General features: G+C 52.8%; 20 protein-coding genes. 18 read left to right on the top strand and 2 right to left on the bottom strand.

Translation table 11 applies throughout. The features are described 5' to 3' along the window. The first annotated feature begins 9 nt into the window (after positions 1 to 9). From M0220_RS08855 to M0220_RS08885, 7 genes are all read left to right on the top strand, one after another. Positions 10 to 288: a peptidylprolyl isomerase gene (locus M0220_RS08855; RefSeq protein WP_030071222.1), complete on the top strand. Its 279-nt coding sequence runs from the start codon at positions 10 to 12 to the stop codon at positions 286 to 288. Positions 289 to 346: 58 nt separating this feature from the next. After that, positions 347 to 1,282 carry an ABC transporter ATP-binding protein gene (locus tag M0220_RS08860; protein WP_030071220.1) on the top strand — a complete coding sequence of 312 codons (936 nt, stop codon included), beginning with the start codon at positions 347 to 349 and terminating at the stop codon, positions 1,280 to 1,282. Further along, on the top strand, positions 1,279 to 2,040 hold the full coding sequence (locus tag M0220_RS08865) for an ABC transporter permease (RefSeq protein WP_030071218.1): 762 nt from the start codon (positions 1,279 to 1,281) through the stop codon (positions 2,038 to 2,040). Before M0220_RS08860 ends, M0220_RS08865 begins: the two co-directional genes overlap by 4 nt. Positions 2,041 to 2,236: 196 nt before the next feature. After that, complete coding sequence (gene yejK, locus M0220_RS08870; protein ID WP_030071216.1) at positions 2,237 to 3,250, top strand: nucleoid-associated protein YejK; 1,014 nt, start codon at positions 2,237 to 2,239, stop codon at positions 3,248 to 3,250. Positions 3,251 to 3,380: 130 nt separating this feature from the next. Further along, positions 3,381 to 3,836 carry a tellurite resistance TerB family protein gene (locus M0220_RS08875; RefSeq protein WP_264019176.1) on the top strand — a complete coding sequence of 152 codons (456 nt, stop codon included), beginning with the start codon at positions 3,381 to 3,383 and terminating at the stop codon, positions 3,834 to 3,836. A 50-nt stretch (positions 3,837 to 3,886) separates the two neighbouring features. Continuing rightward, positions 3,887 to 4,480: an exopolysaccharide biosynthesis protein gene (locus M0220_RS08880; protein WP_030071211.1), complete on the top strand. Its 594-nt coding sequence runs from the start codon at positions 3,887 to 3,889 to the stop codon at positions 4,478 to 4,480. A 65-nt stretch (positions 4,481 to 4,545) separates the two neighbouring features. Beyond that, positions 4,546 to 5,184 carry a YqhA family protein gene (locus M0220_RS08885; protein WP_264019177.1) on the top strand — a complete coding sequence of 213 codons (639 nt, stop codon included), beginning with the start codon at positions 4,546 to 4,548 and terminating at the stop codon, positions 5,182 to 5,184. Positions 5,185 to 5,199: 15 nt separating this feature from the next. Here M0220_RS08885 and M0220_RS08890 read toward each other — a convergent pair whose 3' ends face one another. Together M0220_RS08890 and M0220_RS08895 are read right to left on the bottom strand one after the other, a co-directional pair. Then, complete coding sequence (locus M0220_RS08890) at positions 5,200 to 6,201, bottom strand: serine hydrolase domain-containing protein (RefSeq protein ID WP_264019178.1); 1,002 nt, start codon at positions 6,199 to 6,201, stop codon at positions 5,200 to 5,202. A gap of 580 nt (positions 6,202 to 6,781) precedes the next feature. Continuing rightward, on the bottom strand, positions 6,782 to 7,111 hold the full coding sequence (locus tag M0220_RS08895; protein WP_264019179.1) for a hypothetical protein: 330 nt from the start codon (positions 7,109 to 7,111) through the stop codon (positions 6,782 to 6,784). A 304-nt stretch (positions 7,112 to 7,415) separates the two neighbouring features. Here M0220_RS08895 and fliD (M0220_RS08900) point away from each other — a divergent pair, with 304 nt between their 5' ends. The 11 genes from fliD (M0220_RS08900) (at position 7,416) to ribF (ending at position 18,921) form a co-directional block, all read left to right on the top strand. Then, a complete protein-coding gene (gene fliD, locus M0220_RS08900) occupies positions 7,416 to 8,768 on the top strand; it encodes a flagellar filament capping protein FliD (RefSeq protein WP_264019180.1) in 1,353 nt (450 codons plus the stop codon). A gap of 238 nt (positions 8,769 to 9,006) precedes the next feature. After that, a complete protein-coding gene (gene fliD / locus M0220_RS08905; RefSeq protein WP_264019181.1) occupies positions 9,007 to 10,425 on the top strand; it encodes a flagellar filament capping protein FliD in 1,419 nt (472 codons plus the stop codon). A gap of 378 nt (positions 10,426 to 10,803) precedes the next feature. Continuing rightward, positions 10,804 to 12,519 (top strand): flagellin N-terminal helical domain-containing protein, encoded by a 1,716-nt coding sequence (locus tag M0220_RS17355; protein WP_318784694.1) that lies wholly within the window; start codon positions 10,804 to 10,806, stop codon positions 12,517 to 12,519. A gap of 93 nt (positions 12,520 to 12,612) precedes the next feature. Continuing rightward, complete coding sequence (locus M0220_RS08920; protein WP_264019182.1) at positions 12,613 to 12,792, top strand: hypothetical protein; 180 nt, start codon at positions 12,613 to 12,615, stop codon at positions 12,790 to 12,792. A 170-nt stretch (positions 12,793 to 12,962) separates the two neighbouring features. Continuing rightward, positions 12,963 to 13,562, top strand: coding sequence for a hypothetical protein (locus M0220_RS08925; RefSeq protein WP_264019183.1), 600 nt, complete (start codon positions 12,963 to 12,965; stop codon positions 13,560 to 13,562). A gap of 83 nt (positions 13,563 to 13,645) precedes the next feature. Beyond that, on the top strand, positions 13,646 to 13,696 hold the full coding sequence (locus M0220_RS17400) for a hypothetical protein (RefSeq protein ID WP_404813859.1): 51 nt from the start codon (positions 13,646 to 13,648) through the stop codon (positions 13,694 to 13,696). Between the two features lie 90 nt (positions 13,697 to 13,786). After that, complete coding sequence (locus tag M0220_RS08930; RefSeq protein ID WP_264019184.1) at positions 13,787 to 13,981, top strand: hypothetical protein; 195 nt, start codon at positions 13,787 to 13,789, stop codon at positions 13,979 to 13,981. A gap of 745 nt (positions 13,982 to 14,726) precedes the next feature. Beyond that, positions 14,727 to 15,419 (top strand): P-loop NTPase family protein, encoded by a 693-nt coding sequence (locus tag M0220_RS08935; RefSeq protein WP_264019185.1) that lies wholly within the window; start codon positions 14,727 to 14,729, stop codon positions 15,417 to 15,419. Positions 15,420 to 15,793: 374 nt separating this feature from the next. Beyond that, on the top strand, positions 15,794 to 16,060 hold the full coding sequence (rpsT, locus tag M0220_RS08940; RefSeq protein ID WP_009722795.1) for a 30S ribosomal protein S20: 267 nt from the start codon (positions 15,794 to 15,796) through the stop codon (positions 16,058 to 16,060). A gap of 94 nt (positions 16,061 to 16,154) precedes the next feature. Beyond that, complete coding sequence (gene murJ, locus M0220_RS08945; RefSeq protein ID WP_030071180.1) at positions 16,155 to 17,732, top strand: murein biosynthesis integral membrane protein MurJ; 1,578 nt, start codon at positions 16,155 to 16,157, stop codon at positions 17,730 to 17,732. 151 nt (positions 17,733 to 17,883) lie between these two features. Beyond that, entirely contained in the window at positions 17,884 to 18,921 is a 1,038-nt protein-coding gene (ribF, locus tag M0220_RS08950) for a bifunctional riboflavin kinase/FAD synthetase (protein WP_264019186.1), read from the top strand. Positions 18,922 to 18,924 lie beyond the last annotated feature (3 nt).

An 18,924-nucleotide genomic window follows, 5' to 3' on the forward strand; every position in this document is an offset into this window, starting at 1 on the left:
GAGCTTGTTATGGCACGCGCCAGCGCCCGTCATATTTTGGTAAGCAGTGAAGAGCAGTGCAACGCACTGAAACAAGAGATCGAAAACGGTCGTGACTTCGCAGAAGTGGCTAAGCAGCACTCTAGCTGCCCATCTGGCCGTCAAGGCGGCGACCTGGGTAGCTTTGGCCCCGGCCAAATGGTACCGGAATTCGACAAGGTCGTTTTCAGCGGTGACCTGAACAAAGTACACGGCCCAGTACAAACCCAGTTTGGTTACCACCTGTTGGAAATCACCAGCCGCAGTTAATGGCGCCGAACATCCGTTAAGCACCGCGGCACAACTGTCGCGGTGTGAGGAGCACGCCTTGAACGATCCCATTATTACTATTGAAGGCTTGAACAAAACCTACGAAGGTGGCTTTCAAGCCCTTACCCGTGTGGATTTAACTATTCAACGAGGTGAGATTTTTGCCCTGCTTGGCCCCAACGGGGCGGGTAAAACCACCTTAATCAGCGTGGTGTGCGGGCTGGTAAACCCATCCCAAGGCCATGTGGTCGTCGATGGCTACGATAACGTTAGCCACTATCGCCAGGCCCGTGAGCTTATTGGCCTTGTGCCGCAAGAACTGACCAACGAAGCCTTTGAAACAGTATGGAACACCGTCAGTTTTAGCCGAGGTTTGTTTGGCAAGTCGCCGAACCCAGCGCATATTGAGAAAGTGCTTAAGTCGCTAGCCTTGTGGGATAAACGCAACAATCGTTTGATGACGCTTTCAGGCGGTATGAAGCGCCGCGTCTTGATTGCCAAAGCGCTCTCTCATGAGCCGCGCATTCTATTTTTGGATGAGCCCACCGCTGGGGTAGATGTCGAGCTACGCCGTGATATGTGGAACGTGGTACGCGGGCTGCGCGATAACGGTGTCACGATTATTCTCACCACCCATTACATTGAAGAAGCCGAAGAGATGGCTGACCGCATTGGCGTCATCAATCGCGGTGAGATTGTATTGGTAGAAGAGAAAGCAGCGCTGATGAACAAGCTTGGCAGCAAACAACTGACGCTTCAGCTGCACACGCCGCTTACCGTACTTCCCGCCGCGCTTGAGCAAGACGAGCTGAGCCTAACCGCCGACGGCTATGAGCTGGTGTACACCTACGACGGTCGCCAGGAAGAGGAGGGGCGCGGTATTTCTGCGCTGCTCACACAGTTGGAAAAGGCCGGCATTGGCTTTAAAGACCTGCATACCCGACAAAGCTCGCTGGAAGATATCTTCGTTGACTTGGTAAAGGAGCGCTCATGAACCTCTATCCCGTTCGCGCCATTTATATGGCGGAAATGGCGCGCACCCGCCGCACCTTGCTGCAAAGCATTGTGTCGCCGGTAATTTCTACCTCGCTCTACTTTGTGGTGTTTGGCGCGGCGATTGGTTCACGCATCAGCGAGATTAACGGGGTCAGCTACGGTGCCTTTATTGTGCCCGGCCTGATTATGCTGATGCTGCTGACCCAGAGTGTCTCTAACGCCTCGTTTGGAATTTTCTTCCCGAAGTTTTCCGGCAGCATTTACGAAATCCTATCCGCGCCTATCTCTTATTTAGAAGTGGTGGTGGGCTATGTGGGCGCGGCTGCTTCGAAGTCGATCCTGCTGGGGCTGATTATCCTGCTGACCTCTAACTTTTTTGTGCCGTTAGAGATTGCCCATCCGATTTGGATGCTGACCTTCCTGGTGCTTACTGCCGTCACCTTCAGCCTGCTAGGCTTTATCATCGGTATCTGGGCGGATGGTTTCGACAAGCTGCAGCTGGTGCCACTGTTAATCATCACCCCGCTGACGTTTTTGGGCGGCAGCTTTTACTCCATCGATATGCTGCCGCCGTTCTGGCAAACCGTCACTCTGGCCAACCCAGTGGTCTATTTGGTCAGCGGGTTTCGTTGGAGCTTTTACGGCATTAGCGATGTCAGCTTAGCGGCCAGCGTGGCGATGATCCTGCTCTTCCTAGCCGCCAGCCTTGCCACTATCGCCTGGATTTTCCGCACCGGTTATCGCTTAAAGCCCTGAATTTGCCGATTGCCTGTTGAGCGGTTCTTTGGCCACACCGCGCTGATGATGAATTGTTTTTTAAGCAACCGTTCTTGGTTAAACCGCGCTCTTAGCTAAATCGCGTTCTTGGCTAAATCGCTTTCCTAGCTAAACCGCGTTTTTAGATAATTCGTTCTTAGATAAATCGTTTTTAGAAAAAAGGTAACTCCTGCTTATGCCGCTACTGCAAAGTATTGTGCACCGCCTTGATCCATCGCTAGATGGCGAGCGCTTAACCGTCACGGCGGCACCGGCGTCAACGCCTGCGGCCAACGAAGACCCCGTGATGGCAAGCCTGGTGAATTCGTTAAACGATACCTACAACACCAAAGCCAAAGGGTGGGGGCGGTTTGCTGAGCAGGGCGAGCAGGCTGGGCCGCTGGTGGCTTGGCTGCGGGCGTACATGGCCGAAGAGCAGGATTTCACCCAGCTTTCGATTGCCATTGCCGAACGTCTTGCGCAAACGCTGCAAGAGCAGCTTTCGGTGAGCGGCTACTTGGTGTTTGCTCACTTGCGCCAAGGCGATACTGAGACGCTGTTTCTAGGCTTAGTTCATCAGCGGGAAGGGATTGGCATTAACGCAGAGCACCAAGCAGTGCCCGCCGCGCAGCTGAATACCAGCCAGCTTACCTTGGCGGCACGGGTAAACCTGACTCAGTGGCAGAGCGATTCTGAAAGCGCGCAGTACGTATCGTTTTTAAAAGATCGCGGCGGCAAAAAGCTCGCCGATGGCTTGATAGCGCTGTTGGGAATGGAAGAGGGCATTGATGCCCCCGCCGAAACCCGTACGCTGCTGAAAGCCTTCAGTGATTACGTCGAAAAAGAGGATTACGACGACGAAGCCAGCCGAGAAAAAACCGATACCCTGGTTGATTACGCCAACGAGCAGCTGCGCCGTGGCGAGCCAATGACGCTAGAAGAGCTTTCAGGCTTGGTAGACGAAAAACAGCCCAAAGCGTTTTACGACCATATCCGCAATGCAGACTACGGCCTTTCACCGGAGATCCCGCCAGATAAGCGCACCATCAGTCAATTTCGCCGTTTTACCGGGCGCGCTGGGGGAGTGTCGATCAGTTTTGATTCCCACTTGCTTGGTTCCAGCATCGAGTACGATGAACACCAGGATCGCCTGATTATCAAGCAAGTGCCCAAGCAGCTAAAAGAGCAGCTGGCGAAGCGCAAAGAGTGAGGAGCTAGGAGTGAGGAATGAGGAATGAGGAGTGAGGAGTAAGAAGTGCTTCCAGTTTTCAGCCAGTATCTAGGCACTTAGTGCGGTAACTGCAGTCGAACAGCAAGACTCAATAGCAGGAGAGCTTAACGTGCTGGATGCCATTAGCAATTTCTTCCAACGCGCGCTGGCAGAACCTGAACAGCGCGATAACCAAACCCTGACGCTAGAACTCGCAACGGCGGCGTTGCTGTGTGAAATCATGCGTGCTGACTACGATAAAAGCGATGCTGAACGCGCCGCACTTAAGCAAATGCTTATCAACCGCTACCACTTAAGTGAAAGTGACGTTAACGAGTTAATGACGTTAGCGGAAGCCGAAGTGGATGATGCCGTCGATCATTACCAGTTTGTCAGCTTGATAAAAGAGCACTACGGTTATGAGCAGCGTTATGAGCTAGTCGCGCTAATGTGGCAGCTTGCTTGGGCCGATGGCAGCGTCGACCCGCTCGAAGAGCATCGTATCCGGCGGCTGGCAGACCTTTTACACGTTAGCCACAGCGACTTTATTCGCAGCAAGCTTGAAAGCACGCCCCACGATGACTAATGCCCCACAGGACAGACGCTAAACCACAGGAAGGGAGCGCCGAGACGCCAATGAGTGATATGCAGGATGCATCGAACTTAACCGAATTGATTAATACCATGGAACGAATGGAGCGTGAAAAAGCCAAGGTAAGCGTAGACGACGTGGTTCACGCGGTAGGCAGGCGTTCATTTGGGCCACTGTTGCTGGTCGCCGGGCTAATTACGCTCGCGCCCATCATCGGTGATATTCCTGGTATGCCAACACTGATGGCGGTGTTGGTAGTGCTCACGTCTGTTCAGCTATTAATCGGCAGAGAAACTTTTTGGTTACCTAAATGGCTGACAAAACGCTCGATTTCACGGGAAAAATTCGATAAAGCCATTCGCTATATGAAAAAGCCCGCCAAATGGGTCGATAGCTTGTTAGGTGTACGTTTAGCGTGGATGACCGGCTATATCGGCATACGCGTGACCGCGGTGATGTGTTTACTCATTGCGTTAGCCATGCCGCCGATGGAGTTTATTCCGTTTAGTGCCAACGGCGCAGGCCTGGCGCTTACCCTGTTTGGTTTAGGCTTAGTGGCCCGCGACGGCATCATGCTCTCGCTGGGTTTTCTACTGACTGGGGTGACGTTTACGGTGGTGCTGATCAACGTGCTATAAGTGTGAATACTATCATCCTAATGTCGCCTAAATCGGCGACTTTTTTGCAGGAGTAAGCACGCACTATGTCTGATCCAGTACCGTCTGAATCGTCATCATCGCCACACTCATCCCAGGTGCATTCATCCCAGACACATTCATCCCAGACACATTCAGCTTCGCCACCAGCACCTAAAGCGCCGCATGAACAGTCACCTTGGGAGCGGCGAATTGAAACAGCGCTTTGGAATTCGCGCTTTTTAGTAATGTTGGCGGTAGTGCCAAGCCTACTAGGCTCACTGATGCTGTTTATCGTCGGCACGCTGGATATTTTAACCGTGGTAGGCGACGTACTGCGCTACTACCTCGTTGATAGCTCTATAGATATCCACGACACCCTGGTGCCAGACATCATCATCGCCGTTGATGTGTATTTAATCGCGATTGTGCTGCTAATCTTCGGGCTAGGTATCTACCGGCTGTTTGTTTCCCGTATCGACCAAGCGGAAGTGCGCTATCCCACACACCCGTTTAACGTCGGCTCGCTGGATCAGCTCAAGGATAAAATTGCCCGCGTGGTGATACTGGCGGTGATTATTGAGTTTTTCCGCGCCGTGGTAGATATCCGTTTTAGTACGCCGCTGGAAGCCATTTACCTCGCGCTTTCGGTGCTGGCGCTTGCCGCAGCGCTTTATCTTATGAGCCTAGGGCATAAGGGAGAGTAGAGGCGCGGCATCTCACTATTCACCTTCCAGCAAGCCCACCACTAACTGGTTGAGCTGCTGCTGAAACTGCCCGCCGGGCGAAGGCGGCGTTGGGTCGGAGGTGATCACAACGGTCATCTCCCGCTCAGGAATTACATAAAGCGCTTGCCCGCCGTATCCACGCCCGTACATAACCGGCTCCTGCGCCAAGCTGGTGACAAACCAGCCGTAGCCGTATCCATCGCCTGTCCAGGGCGATTGGCCTCTTGGCGTCCACGATGCCTCTACCCAGCCTTCCGGTAATACTCGCCTGCCATCTACCATGCCGTCATTGCGATAAAGCTCGCCGATTTCGACGAGCGCTCTTGGGGAAAGCTGCATATCGTTGCCGCCGAAGTAAATACCTTGCGGGTCTTGTGGCCAGGTAGGAATCGCAATGTCTAGCGGCTCGCCAAGCAAGCGCTGGGCAAGGGCGTAGGTACTTTCACCACTCGCCTGGGTAAGCGCGGCAGAGAGCAAATGGCTAGTGCCAGTGGAGTAGAGCATGCGCCCACCGGGTTCATCCACAAACGGGCGGGTGAGCGCATCGTTTACCCAGTGGTTACTGGCGACCCAGGCACCATAGTTGCTGCCCGATGTCCGCTCTAGGCCTGCTTGTAAAGCAAGCAGATGCGCCACGGTAATATCATTCACCCGTGGGTCAACGCCGCTAGGCAGTTGGCCTAACAGCTCCGCTAACGGCTGCTCGGTAGATGCAATAATGCCGTCTTCAATGGCCGCACCGGTAATGGCTGCCAATACGGTTTTTGAAAGCGATTTGATGTTAGCGGGGGTGGAAGGCCCAGGCCCGCCTTGATGACGCTCGTGAACAATATCGCCCTGATAAGCCACCACCACCGTATGCACACGGCGTAGCTCACCCGCTTTTTGGTCAAGCGCTTGCAGTGTGCTGGCTGATGGCTGGCTTGCAGCAGCAAGTGCAGGCAGCAACGGAACCATCGTAAAAACAAACAGTAAAGGAAAAGCAGTAGCGCGCATTGCAGCCCCTTTGGCATCAAGCTTGGCCTTGAATTTGGCGGAGAAGAGAGGGTAGATAGAGAAAAGATAAGTAAACAGGCTTTTTACAAGGACCATGTCTAAGGACTATTTCTAAGGTCTATGCCTAAAGTGCATGTCTAAGGCCTGTATCTCTTGCAACTTTCTTACAGGAGTAACGTTTGAGGAAACAAGCGGCGGTAGGTTCAATAAATCTCAGTAAACGCCAGCTGTGGCTAAAGTACGCAAACATAACCAATCACTGCTAGGCTTGGGGTGTTATTTCAAAGGTAAGCATTCTGTTGCCTTCTTTGAAACCTAAAGCTTGAAAAGTGAAAGCCTCAAACGCAAAAAGCAAGGAGTGCCGTTATGCGTAACATTATCTATATTATTGGCCTAATCGTTGTCGTGCTTTTTATTCTTTCGTTGCTTGGACTGCGCTAATAAACGGCTGAATGTGAGGCCAGCACGCCAAACGCAAGGCGCCCGCACATCCTTACGGTGTGCGGGCGTCTTGGTTTTAACGATTTGGTTTTAACGATAAGAGGTGTTTATCGATAGAACGTTGGTAACGCGAGCGCGATCAAGCGCAGTCAGCGGCACCCTGGCCGAACATATCAAACATCATCTCGCGCCCCATGGGGGTTAGCACAAAGCGGCCATAGTCGTTAAGTTCAGCGGCGCCGCTCTCTTCAAGCACTCGCTGACAGGTTTTCCAGCTGGCGCAGTGGCTATTTAAATCCATCAATTCGCGCCGAGTAAGGCCACTCTGGGGCAGCGTTACGGTTTCGAGTACATGGCCGTTGTCATAAAGCAGCTCGGCAACGGTAGAAAGGCAGTGACGTAGGCTACGCTGCACATGATACGTGGCAGACGCGACGGTAGAGGCTGGGTGTGACACCTCGGGAGTCATAGGTCATTCTCCTGCAAACAGTGCCAAAATGGACGTGTTGCAGTGCATTATACAGTCATTAGTCTGTTAGACCAAGGTCTATGATTTTAGGAAGGAGGTTTAGTAAGCGTGTTCGCCCGCTATTTCACTGGCGAAGGATCAAATTGCCAAATCTTTTACAATTATTTACCTTTTGGCCAGTAGAAAAAGCCATCTAGATTCAAGTTAGAGAATAAATGGCCGATAATGCTTATTAATAAATCACATTCATACGCATGAGCAGCGCCAGCGTGATGGGCGTTTTTTAAAAAAAGGGCAGTAACTTATGGCTTCCATTTCATCACTCGGTATTGGCTCAGGGCTCGATCTCAACGGCTTGTTAGATCAGTTGCAAGATGCAGAGCGGGGAAAGCTTGCGCCAATTGAGCGTCAACTGGAAACCCAGCAGACCAAAATTTCCGCCTATGGTCAGCTGCAAAGTGCACTCTCCCAGTTTCAAACAGCTTCTGCTGGGCTAAACGACAGCGCGCTATACGAAAGCCTTTCCACCAATGTGGGGGGCAGCGCCATTACCGCCACCGCCGATGGCGAAGCGCAGCCCGGCAGTTACAATGTCAGCGTTGAAACACTGGCTACCCGTGGCACGCTAGCCTCTGAAGGGGTGGGAACGGTGGATCAGCCGTTGACCACCGCCGAGCAAACGTTAACGTTTACGTTCGGTGATGGCACCAGCAAAGAGGTCACCATTGGCGCAGATAGCAGCTTAGAAGCTATGCGCGATGCGATTAACGCCAGCGAAGATTCCGGCGTTAACGCCACCATCGTCAACGACGGCACGAACTATCGGCTGGCGCTTAGCTCCAGCGAAACCGGTGCAGACGCTTCTATTACCGGCTTTAGCTTTTCCGATGCTGGCACGGCACCGTTCGCCGCCGACACCGATAACACCCTGCAAGCAGGCACCGATGCCGCCCTGACCGTTAACGGCATCGCCATTACCAGCCCCACCAACCAAGTGGAAGGGGCAATTCAAGGCGTTACGCTTAATCTTCAAGAAGAGGGTGATAGCACCGTGGCAGTCGAGCAGGATACACGCGCTGTTCGTGAAGCGATTACCGGTTTTGTTGATGCTTACAACGACCTAAAAGGCACCATTGGCGAGTTAACCAGCTTCAATGCGGAAACCGGTGCCGCTGGCGAACTGCTTGGCGACAGCGCAGTGCGCACCGTCGAATCGCGTATGCGCAGCGTATTAAGTGGCGGTATTGAAGGCGAGTTTTCAATGCTTAGCGATATCGGTATTTCGCTACAGCGTGACGGCACGCTGTCTATTGATGAAGGCGAACTTGATAACGCTATTGCCAATAATCAGGATGCGCTGTCGGCGTTTTTCGCAGGCGATGCGGATGATTCAGGCATGGCTGGGCAAGTTAACCAAACCCTGGAACAGCTGCTAGGTACCAACGGCGCGGTAAAAGGGGCTATTAGCGGCGCGGAAAACCGCGTGGAGTCTCTGGGTGAACGCTACCTCCGCACGGAACAAACCATCGAGCAGACCATTTCCCGCTACCGCACCCAATTCGGCCAGTTAGATAGCATGATCGCTCAGATGAACCAAACCAGCGATTACCTTACCCAGCAGTTTGATGCCCTTGATGCCCAGCTGGGCCGCAACTAAACGCTAAGCGGTTAAGTCGTTGCTAAACGCCTGGGCATTGACTGCCCAGGCGTTTTTATTAGACGCCCCTTTTTGGCGCTCAGCATAAAAAAAAACACCAAAAGAAAATATCAAACCCATGAAAAAGCGCTAAAGTTGCGCGCTTTTCTGCCGATAACGTTAATATCTATTAACAGGGCGCTCGCAATGCGCCTAACTTACTTGTTGGTTTAGCCTTTTGCACTGAGGAACACCCCGCATGGCGACGATAACCTCTCTTGGCGTTGGTTCTGGCCTTGACCTTACTGGCTTGCTTGATCAGCTGCAGGCCGCCGAGCGGGGTAAACTCGCGCCGATTACGCTTCAAAAGAAGCAGCAGCAGGCGAAAATTTCTGCTTTCGGGCAGCTGCAAACGTCGCTGAACTCGTTTCAAGATGCGGTCGCCAAAATTAACGACCCCAAACTCTACCAAAGCCTTTCCGCCAATGTGCGTGGCACTGGTAGTGGAGAAGCTATTAAAGCCACTGCCGCCGCTGATGCGCTGCCAGGCAGCTATCGGGTTGAAGTCAGCCAACTGGCGACCTCTGGCACGCTGGCCTCTAGCCGCGTCGATACCAAAGACCAGGCGCTTGACCTGCAAGGGGCGACCGCGCTGCAGCTCACCTTTGGCAGTGGGGAAGGGGCCGCAACCAACACCGTTGATATCAATATTGCGGAAGGCAGCAGCCTCGCTGATATTCGTGATGCTATAAACGCCGACAAAGAAGCCGGGGTTAACGCGACCATTATTAACGACGGCACCGGCTATCGGCTGGCGCTTAGCTCTAAAACCACCGGTGCAGAGGCTTCTATTGAAAGCTTCAATTTTGTTGACGCCGATGCTGCCGTAGTGACAGGCCCCTTTGCTGAAGATGCACTCACCAAGCGCCCTGGTGAAAACGCTGCGTTAACGGTGAACGGCATTGCGATTAGCAGCGCTGACAATAAAATCGAAGGCGCGATTCAAGGCGTAACGCTAAACCTTGCAGAACTCAACATTGCCGAGGGCGAAACCGCCACCAGCACCGTTAACGTAGAGCGCGACACGCTAAAACAGCGCGAAGCAATTAACGGTTTTGTAAAAGCGTTTAACGACCTAAAAGGCACCATTGGCAAACTGACCAGCTTTACCGGCGACAGCGAAACTGCCGGTGAGCTAGTGGGCGACAACACCGTGCGCACCATCGAATCCCGGCTGCGCAGCGTGCTAACCGGCGGCGTAGAAGGCGGCGAGTTATCGACCCTTAACCAGCTAGGCATCACCCTGCAACGGGATGGCAAGCTAAAAGTCGATGAAGAAACGTTAGATAACTTAGTCGCCAACAACCCCCAGGCGTTAAACGCCTTTTTTGCCGGGGATGCAGCAGAAAACGGCATGGCAGGCAGGCTGAACACCACCATCGAACAGATGCTCGGCAACAACGGCGTAGTAAAACTAGCGATTAGCGGCGCAGAAAACCGCGTCAAAAGCCTAGACGACCGCTTCGAACGCATGGAAAAAACCATTGAAGGCACCATCTCCCGCTACCGTAAACAGTTCAGCCAGCTAGATTCAATGATCGCCCAGATGAACAGCATGAGCAGCTACCTCACCCAGCAATTCGATGCCCTGGATAATCAGTTAGGCCGCAAGAAATAATCACGGTGCTGTGCATTGTAGGCAGCAGCGTTAGCTCTGGTTCGACACTTCGACGATGATTTAGGCTTTGCAGTTTATGCTGACTAAGGGCGGCTACGCCGCCATCGCCCACTGGAAGTGGCCTCCTACAATAGAACAGTGGCACGTTATCTTGTAGGAGGAAGCTTTAGCTCGCGATCTCAGCTGCGAAGACAGTGAATAAACCTCAACTTCCCTAAAAGTGCTGCTTCCCTCCTCCTTCAGTTACCAAAAATTACATCTTTTTTTACCAGCCGCCCTAAAGATTCCCCCCGCCGTGCCGTTAATTAACATAACGGCACACACAGTGGCCGAAAAGCAGGCCTACTAGGCCAGTGTCCAAGCAAGGAGAATCACACCATGTCAGTGATCAATACCAACATCACATCGATGATCGGCCAGCAGAACCTGAACAAGTCGCAAAACGCGTTGACCACGTCTATGGAGCGCTTGAGCTCTGGCCTGCGTATCAACAGCGCCAAAGATGATGCAGCTGGTCAAGCCATCGCCAACCGTATGACCGCACAAATCAGCGGCCTGGCTCAGGCACAGCGTAATGCTAACGATGGTATCTCCATCGCACAGACTACTGAAGGCGGTCTGAACCAGATCAACGATAACCTGCAGCGTATTCGTGAGCTAACTGTCCAAGCACAGAACGGCACCAACAGCCAGAATGACCTGCAGTCCATTCAGGACGAAGTGACTCAGCGTTTGAATGAAATTAACCGTATTTCTGAAGAAACAGATTTCAACGGTACCCGTGTGCTTTCTGAAGCTGCCAGCCCGCTAACCATTCAAGTGGGTGCTGAAGATGGTCAGACTATTGACGTTAACATTAAAACTACTAACGCAAACTCCCTTGGCTTAGCTAACTTTGATGTGCGTCAAGCACAGTCTGTTGAGGTTGAAACTGTTAACGCGGTAGGTGGTGATGCAGTACCTGTTCAAGCTGCTGCTGATTTTGACATTACAACTGCCACTGGTGCAGGAGCAGATGGTACGGCTCAAGGGGTCTTTGACGACGGAAATGGCAATTACTTTGTTCAGATTACAGGTAACACTGATCCTGCTGATGATGGTTTTTACGCAGCGACTATCGACAATACTGATGGTACTGTAACTACAACTGGAACTACTCCAGACACTACTGCTATTGATGATTCAGGCATTGATCTTGAAGCTGCTGGGTTCAGTGCAGCTGCTACGTTTACCGTTGTCGAAGATGATAATGGCGACTATTTTGTAGATGTCACTGATGGTACAACACCTGCTAACGATGGTACCTATGCTGCAACTATTGCTGATGATGGAACTGTTAGCTTAGCTGGTACGACTACACCTACTTCTACTGATGCAGCGACTGGTACACCTTCAACTGTCACCAATATCACAACAGCTGCATCTCAGTTTACTGCAGTTACTGAAGTGCCTGGCCCAGGTGCTAGCACCCCTAGCTTTGCAACAGATGCTATTACTGCTGGCATTGATACACCAGAGCTAGTTCAACTAACAGCAGAAGATGGAACAGAGGTTTATGCTATCCAAGACGCGAATGGCGATCGCTTTGCGGCTGATGTTGATGAAACAACCGGTGTAGTAACTGCACAGTCCGTGACCTACACTGACGAAGCGGGCGTTGAGCAGACTTCTGCTGTTCAGCTGGGTGGTATTGATGGTGTTACTGGTTATGTCACAGTGACTGACGCTGAAGGTAATGACACCAACTATTCATCTGAAGCATTGAATGGTGAAGACCTCCAAACAGCTGAAAATGTTGCTCAGGTATCTTTGGCTCAGACCACTGATCCGTTGGCTCAGCTTGATGACGCACTGAAGCAAGTTGACAGCCTACGTTCCGAGTTGGGTGCCGTGCAGAACCGTTTTGAGTCTGCCATCGAGAACTTAAGCACCAACGAAACCAACCTGTCTTCTGCCCGTTCGCGCATCGAAGATGCCGACTACGCAACAGAAGTAGCCAACATGACCCGCGCGCAGATCCTGCAGCAGGCCGGTACGTCTGTATTAGCACAGGCCAACCAGATCCCGCAGTCCGTTCTTTCTCTGCTGGGTTAATCTGAGGCTTAGCTTCGATAGGAAACTTTCTCTATCACTAAGCAGCACAATGAACCGGCTCCCATTGGGGGTCGGTTTTTTGTTGGGGGTAATATGACCAATGAAGAACAACAACACGTTATCGACGAGCTGCAAACAGTCATAGCGGACACTCAAGCCACGCTACAACGCTTTGAAGACACCGGCATGGATAAAGAGATGCCGGAGGACTATGAAAAGCTGCTGGATATTTTAGACGGCGCGGTGAAACAGCAGCGTGAGCATACTAGGTGATGTTGGAGGGGTGAAGAGCCGTTGCTTTAGACCAAGGTTTGCTGGCGATTGCGGACTTTTTTGCCATAATCTATTAGCATGCTTATTTGTTGGCTATGCTTCTGACAATAGAGTACTTTTATAAGGCGAGGGCGTGAAGGCGCGGTGGGTGCCAGGGATGAGAAACTAGTATGGATACTTATACGCTTACGTTGATGGTGGCGATTGTTACGATGTGGGTCAGCCTGACCTGTGGTTTTGTCGCTATGTATTTAATTCTTAGCGATGGGGCTAGAGGCGCTCTCCAACCGGCTAATAAACCCCGAAAGCTTTCGATGGGTACAAAAGCGCAAGTAGAAGATGTCCCCACGTTGGCAAATGAAGGCAGTACGTCTTGGGGTGTGCAGGTGGTGTTTGAAACCCCTTCCCCTGGGCTAAACGAGCGCTTAAGTGTGGCGCTGGCATCTGCTGGCGCGGTGTATGAACCTAATACAAAAGCTTTTACGGTGACGGGGGAGTCTTCCCTTAACCCAATCGTTATTGAAAACGCTTTTCCTCCTGGGCAGCTTCCTTCGTTTACAGACGATAATAGCCAGTACTTGATTAAGGGTATCGCTATTAAAGTGAATGAAAATAGCCGTTCTCTTTCACCTAGTAAGCTCCAGCTTGCGCGGCTGGTTTCTCTTGCGAAATCGTTGGCCCGTTTAGGCGGTAAGGTAGTTGATGCTAATCAACAGCCGATCACTAAAGCTGGTTTTAAAGCCGTTATTTCTGGTAAGGCAAAGATTTAGTTATTCAAAGCATCATTGTTGCTCGCTTTGTCGTTCACTTTGCTAAGGACTGGGTGTTTTCTTAACAGACAGGTACTTCCGTACTGGTACAGGCTAAACAGATCCCGCAGAACGTGCTTTCTCTGCTGGGTTAATCTAGAGCTTCACGATACAGCGAATTCTTGATAGCTAAGCGGTACACTCAACCGACTCCCTTTGGGGTCGGTTTTTTTATGAGGGGCAATATGACCAATGAAGAACAACAACACGTTATCGACGAGCTACAAACAGTCATAGCGGACACTCAAGCTACACTACAACGCTTTGAAGACACCGGCATGGATAAAGAGATGCCTGCGGACTATGAAAAGCTGCTGGATCTGCTAGATGATGCGGTGAAACAGCAGCGTGAGCATACCAAGGTGATGTTGGGCGACTGACACCCGCCACTCACAGAGGTTACGCCCCAAGTCTGTAATTCGCATGCCCTTAGCGGGAATCCATGGTGAGGCAGGTAGTTGAGTATCATCGGGCAAAGGTCAAAATGGATTCCCGATAACCCCACTCGGGAATGACGGTGCGGTGGTTTACTCGGGCATAGCGGTGTGGTGGTTAGCTCGGGAATGACGATGCGGTGCATTCGGGAGTGATGTTGGGGTAGCTAACACCCGCCACTTACTGAGGTGACGCCCCAGGTCCGTCATTCCCGCATGCCCTTAGCGGGAATCCATGGTGAGGCGGGCAGTTGAGTCGTATCGGGCAACGGTCGAAATGGATTCCCGATAACCCCACTCGGGAATGACGGTGCGGTGGTTTACTCGGGAGTGATCGTGGGGCGGCTGACACCCGCCACTTACTGAGGTGACGCCCCAGGTCCGTCATTCCCGCATGCCCTTAGCGGGAATCCATGGTGAGGCGGGCAGTTGAGTCGTATCGGGCAACGGTCGAAATGGATTCCCGATGACCCCACTCGGGCATGACGGTGTGGTGCATTCGGGAGTGATGTTGGGGTAGATGACACCCGCCACTCACAGAGATGACGCCCCAGGTTCGTCATTTCCGCATGCCCTTAGCAGGAATCCATGGTTTTGCCTGCGTATTAACACTCTTGTTATGTCTTCCGCTTTTGCCATTTCCTGCTAAATTCGCTAAGGGCTGGGTATTTACCACACTGGAGAAACAGGTATGGGCAGGGTGCACTTTATTGGCGGTGAGAAAGGTGGGGTGGGTAAGTCGATGACGGCGCGGGTGTTGGCGCAGTATTACATCGATCACGAGATGCCATTCTTGGGGTTTGATTGCGATGCTTCCCACGGGACGTTTTCGCGCTTTTATCAGGATTATGCCTCCCCCGTGGTGGTGGGCGACGACGATAGCCTAGACGGCATACTGACGGCGCTGGAAGAGCACCCCGAGCGGGACTTAATTATTGATTTGGCGGCACAGTCTGCCCAGCCGATTAACCGCTGGATTGAAGATACCGATGTGTTTGGGCTGTTGAATGAGCTAGGCATGCAGGTGGTGTGGTGGCACGTGATGGATGATGGAGCGGATTCTGTTGCACTGCTTGCCGAGGTGCTGGAACGTTACAGTGCCCAGCCGGTTGAGCTAGTGGTGGTGCAAAACTTGGGGCGGGGTGAGAATTTCACGCGCTTCCAGCGCTCTGATGTTTATCAACAGGCCAGCGCCCAGGGCGCTACGTTGATAGAGCTGCCCAAGCTACATGCCAAACTGACCCAGAAAATTGACTTCAACAACAGCAGCTTTTGGGCGGTGGCCAACGACCGTAGCCTTATGAATATTGCCGAGCGTCAGCGCATGAAGGTATGGCTACGCAACGCGTATGCGCAGGTTGATTTCTTGGACTCGAAGAAATAGCGTTTGAAGAAGAAATAGTCTTTGAAGAAATAGCGTTTGATACAGCCTGTAGAGCGAAAGAGGTGCTGAATTAAGCGTGATGCTGCAGGTAGAAAAGCATTGACAAGCGCTGGCAAGCCCGCTTAACGCGTGATAGACTATGCCATCCTCTCAGACAAGACCCGTGGGCGGGCAGATTTTGAACTGCTCGTTACACTATTTGGCAGCATTTTAATTGCTTCCAAATCAATTGGTTGTTGTGGAAAGATACTGACGGAAAGGTCGTGTCGTGGCGAAAACCTAGAGGTGAAAACCTAGAGATAAAAGCCGACCGACAAATACATAGTTAATTCGTTGCCGTTGATTGGCAACCTTTATTCTCCAAGGAGATACCTGTGGCGAACAGCAAGCAAGCACGCAAGCGCGCCCGCCAGGCCGAGACTCGTCGCGTCCTGAAAGCCAGCCAGCGCAGCATGGTCCGCACCTACATCAAGCGTGTGATCAAAGCGATCAGCACTGGCGATCATGGCAAAGCGATGGAAGAGTTCCGGGCTATGCAGCCGGTTGTCGACCGCATCGCTGATAAAGACGTTCTTTCTAAGAAGAAAGCTGCACGTCTGAAAAGCCGCTTGAACAAGCGCATTAAGGCTCTGGCGGCGTAAGCCGGCAGGCGCCATAAAAAAAACCGGCTGCGGCCGGTTTTTTTGTGTCTGAACATCGCCTGTAGCGATGCACTGTGAGCTTATGGATTGAGTCATGACCACGAACACGCCTCCGCAAGCCAATATGTCTCCCCCGCGCCGCGGGTTGATGCGCTCTGGGTTAGTGGTCAGCGCGATGACCATGCTGTCGCGAGTGATGGGGCTGGTGCGCGATGTGGTGGTGGCGACCTTTTTGGGGGCGGGAAGCGGGGCCGATGCGTTTTTTGTCGCGTTTAAAATTCCTAACTTTCTGCGCCGTTTGTTTGCTGAAGGGGCGTTTAACCAAGCCTTTGTGCCGGTGCTTTCCGAGTACTCTACCCAGCGCAGTAAGCAGGAAATTCGTGAGTTACTAAATGCGGTGGCGGGCAGCCTAACGGCCATTTTAGCGCTAATAACCGCGTTGGCGATGTTGGGTGCCCCGTGGCTGGTGTGGGTGTTTGCCCCTGGCTTCGGGCGTGACCCCGAAAAGTTAGCGATGACTGCCGATATGCTGCGGCTGACGTTTCCCTATTTGCTGTTGATTTCGTTAACGGCGTTTTCGGGTAGCGTGCTGAACACCTGGAACCGCTTTGCGGTGCCCGCCTTTACCCCGGTGCTGCTGAATCTTTCGCTGATTGGCGCGGCGCTGCTGCTCATGCCGTTAATGGAAGAGCCCGCCATGGCGCTGGCTTGGGGGGTGTTGATTGCCGGGGCTGCCCAATTAGTGTTTCAGGTGCCGTTTTTGCTGCGCCTGGGGCTGTTGCCAACCCCGTGGCCAAATTTTGCCCATGAAGGGGTGAAGCGCATTCTGAAGCTGATGGCCCCCGCGCTGTTTGGGGTGTCGGTCTCGCAGATTAATCTGCTGCTGGACACCGTATTGGCGTCGTTATTAACGGCGGGTAGCGTGTCATGGCTGTACTATTCGGATAGGTTGGTCGAGCTGCCGCTTGGGGTGTTTGGTGTGGCGATTGGTACGATCATTTTGCCAGCGCTTTCTAAGCGCCATGCGGAGCAGTCCACCGAACACTTTTCGGCCATGCTGGACTGGGCCATTCGTGTGGTGCTGTTGTTAGGAGTGCCCGCTGCGCTGGCGTTGGCCGTGTTGGCGGAACCGTTTTTGATTACCCTGTTCCACTACGGGGCAATGACCGATAACGATATTCAAATGGCTGCCATGAGCCTACGTGCCTACGCGTTTGGGCTGGTGGCGTTTATGTTGATTAAAGTGTTAGCGCCGGGTTTCTTTGCTCGCCAGGATACTAAAACGCCGGTGAAAGTGGGCATTATCGCCATGGTGGCTAACATGGTGTTCAACCTGCTGTTGATTTGGCCGCTTGCCCACGCGGGTTTGGCGCTGGCGACCGCACTGTCGGCATTTTTAAATGCTGGGTTGCTGGGGTATCTGCTCTATCGCCAGAAGGTGTTGATCTTTCAGCCAGGGTGGGGACGTTACGCCGTTCAATTAGTGGGCGGCAGCGCGTTAATGAGCAGTGCGCTTTATCTGGTAGCCCCTGATTGGCAGGCATGGCTTGAGTTTGAGCTGTGGCAACGTATTTACTGGGTGGCAGGATTAGTCGTGCTGGGCGGCGGGCTTTATTTCGCTTGGCTGACCGCATTTGGCCTGCGGCTGCGCCACTTTAAGATGAATAGCTAATGCGCAAACAGCCAGCATTAAGGTGAACGAGTAGCTAATGCCAGGACGAAGGTAATCTTCCCCTGCACCGGAACAGCGCGTTCGTTATAATCGAAGGCTTTTAAACGGTAAACGCTTTTAAAACGGCAAACGCTTTTAAAAAAGAGGTGCCATGCACGTCATACGAGGTCTGCACAATCTGACAGCGGCTCATCGTGGCTGCGTTGCTACCATCGGTAATTTTGATGGTGTGCATCGCGGCCATCAGGCGATCCTGCAGCAGTGCCGTGAGCATTCGGCGCGCTTGAATGTGCCGTTGACGGTGGTGGTGTTTGAACCTCAGCCGCGGGAGTTTTTTGCCGGTGAGCAAGCGCCGCCACGGCTAACCCGCCTGCGCGAAAAAGTGCGCCTGCTGCGCGATCATGGGGCCGAGCAGGTGCTATGCCTACCCTTCAACGATGCCTTGCGCAGCCTGACCGGGCGCGAGTTTATCGATCAGGTGCTGATTGATGGTCTAGGGGTAAAGCATTTGGTGGTGGGCGACGACTTCCGCTTTGGCTGTGACCGCCGTGGCGACTTCAATCTGCTGGAAACCGTCGGGCTGGTGGAAGGGTTTGGTGTAGAGCACACCCGCACCTTTAAGGTCGATGACGAGCGGGTATCCAGCACGCGGGTGCGCACCTTACTTGCCAGCGGCAATTTCGAGGTTGCGGCGCGCCTGCTAGGTCGGCCTTATTCACTGCATGGCCGCGTGGTGCGTGACCAACAGCTAGGGCGCACCATTGGTGTGCCTACTGCTAACTTGCCGCTATTGCCCCAGCCGTTAACGCTGCGCGGTGTGTTTGCCGTGGTGGCTGAACTGGCTAATGGCCAGCGTTACCCTGCAGTAGCAAATGTTGGCTTTCGGCCAACGGTGGGGTCTAAGCGCCCGACGCTGGAAGTTCATTTATTGGAATTTTCAGGCGACCTTTATGGTCAGCGGCTGACGGTTTACCCCTGCGCGCGGCTACGCGGGGAAGTGAAGTTTGATGATTTTGATGCGTTGAAAACGCAAATTGAACACGATCAAGCCAGAGCGCGCCGCTACTTTGCGACAGCGGGTACTGGCTGCATGAATGCTCTTCCGCTGGCCTCGGCCCCGCTTGGGCGTGAGACCGCTTCTTCTGATTTCTCTTCGGCGGATAACGCCGCCGATGCTAACGACGGCTGACCG

Origin of the sequence: Halomonas qinghailakensis, assembly GCF_025820815.1 — a bacterium.
Lineage (GTDB): Bacteria > Pseudomonadota > Gammaproteobacteria > Pseudomonadales > Halomonadaceae > Vreelandella > Vreelandella qaidamensis.

Excerpts from the sequence above, each read along its gene's own strand:
- M0220_RS08895 (WP_264019179.1), bottom strand. The coding sequence starts at position 7,111 with ATGACTCCCGAGGTGTCACACCCAGCCTCTACCGTCGCGTCTGCCACG.
- M0220_RS08920 (WP_264019182.1), top strand. The coding sequence starts at position 12,613 with ATGACCAATGAAGAACAACAACACGTTATCGACGAGCTGCAAACAGTC.
- M0220_RS08930 (WP_264019184.1), top strand. The coding sequence starts at position 13,787 with ATGACCAATGAAGAACAACAACACGTTATCGACGAGCTACAAACAGTC.
- fliD (WP_264019181.1), top strand. The coding sequence starts at position 9,007 with ATGGCGACGATAACCTCTCTTGGCGTTGGTTCTGGCCTTGACCTTACT.
- fliD (WP_264019180.1), top strand. The coding sequence starts at position 7,416 with ATGGCTTCCATTTCATCACTCGGTATTGGCTCAGGGCTCGATCTCAAC.
- M0220_RS08865 (WP_030071218.1), top strand. The coding sequence starts at position 1,279 with ATGAACCTCTATCCCGTTCGCGCCATTTATATGGCGGAAATGGCGCGC.
- ribF (WP_264019186.1), top strand. The coding sequence starts at position 17,884 with ATGCACGTCATACGAGGTCTGCACAATCTGACAGCGGCTCATCGTGGC.
- M0220_RS17355 (WP_318784694.1), top strand. The coding sequence starts at position 10,804 with ATGTCAGTGATCAATACCAACATCACATCGATGATCGGCCAGCAGAAC.
- M0220_RS08935 (WP_264019185.1), top strand. The coding sequence starts at position 14,727 with ATGGGCAGGGTGCACTTTATTGGCGGTGAGAAAGGTGGGGTGGGTAAG.
- M0220_RS08885 (WP_264019177.1), top strand. The coding sequence starts at position 4,546 with ATGTCTGATCCAGTACCGTCTGAATCGTCATCATCGCCACACTCATCC.
- yejK (WP_030071216.1), top strand. The coding sequence starts at position 2,237 with ATGCCGCTACTGCAAAGTATTGTGCACCGCCTTGATCCATCGCTAGAT.
- M0220_RS08880 (WP_030071211.1), top strand. The coding sequence starts at position 3,887 with ATGAGTGATATGCAGGATGCATCGAACTTAACCGAATTGATTAATACC.
- M0220_RS08855 (WP_030071222.1), top strand. The coding sequence starts at position 10 with ATGGCACGCGCCAGCGCCCGTCATATTTTGGTAAGCAGTGAAGAGCAG.
- M0220_RS08890 (WP_264019178.1), bottom strand. The coding sequence starts at position 6,201 with ATGCGCGCTACTGCTTTTCCTTTACTGTTTGTTTTTACGATGGTTCCG.
- murJ (WP_030071180.1), top strand. The coding sequence starts at position 16,155 with ATGACCACGAACACGCCTCCGCAAGCCAATATGTCTCCCCCGCGCCGC.
- M0220_RS08925 (WP_264019183.1), top strand. The coding sequence starts at position 12,963 with ATGGATACTTATACGCTTACGTTGATGGTGGCGATTGTTACGATGTGG.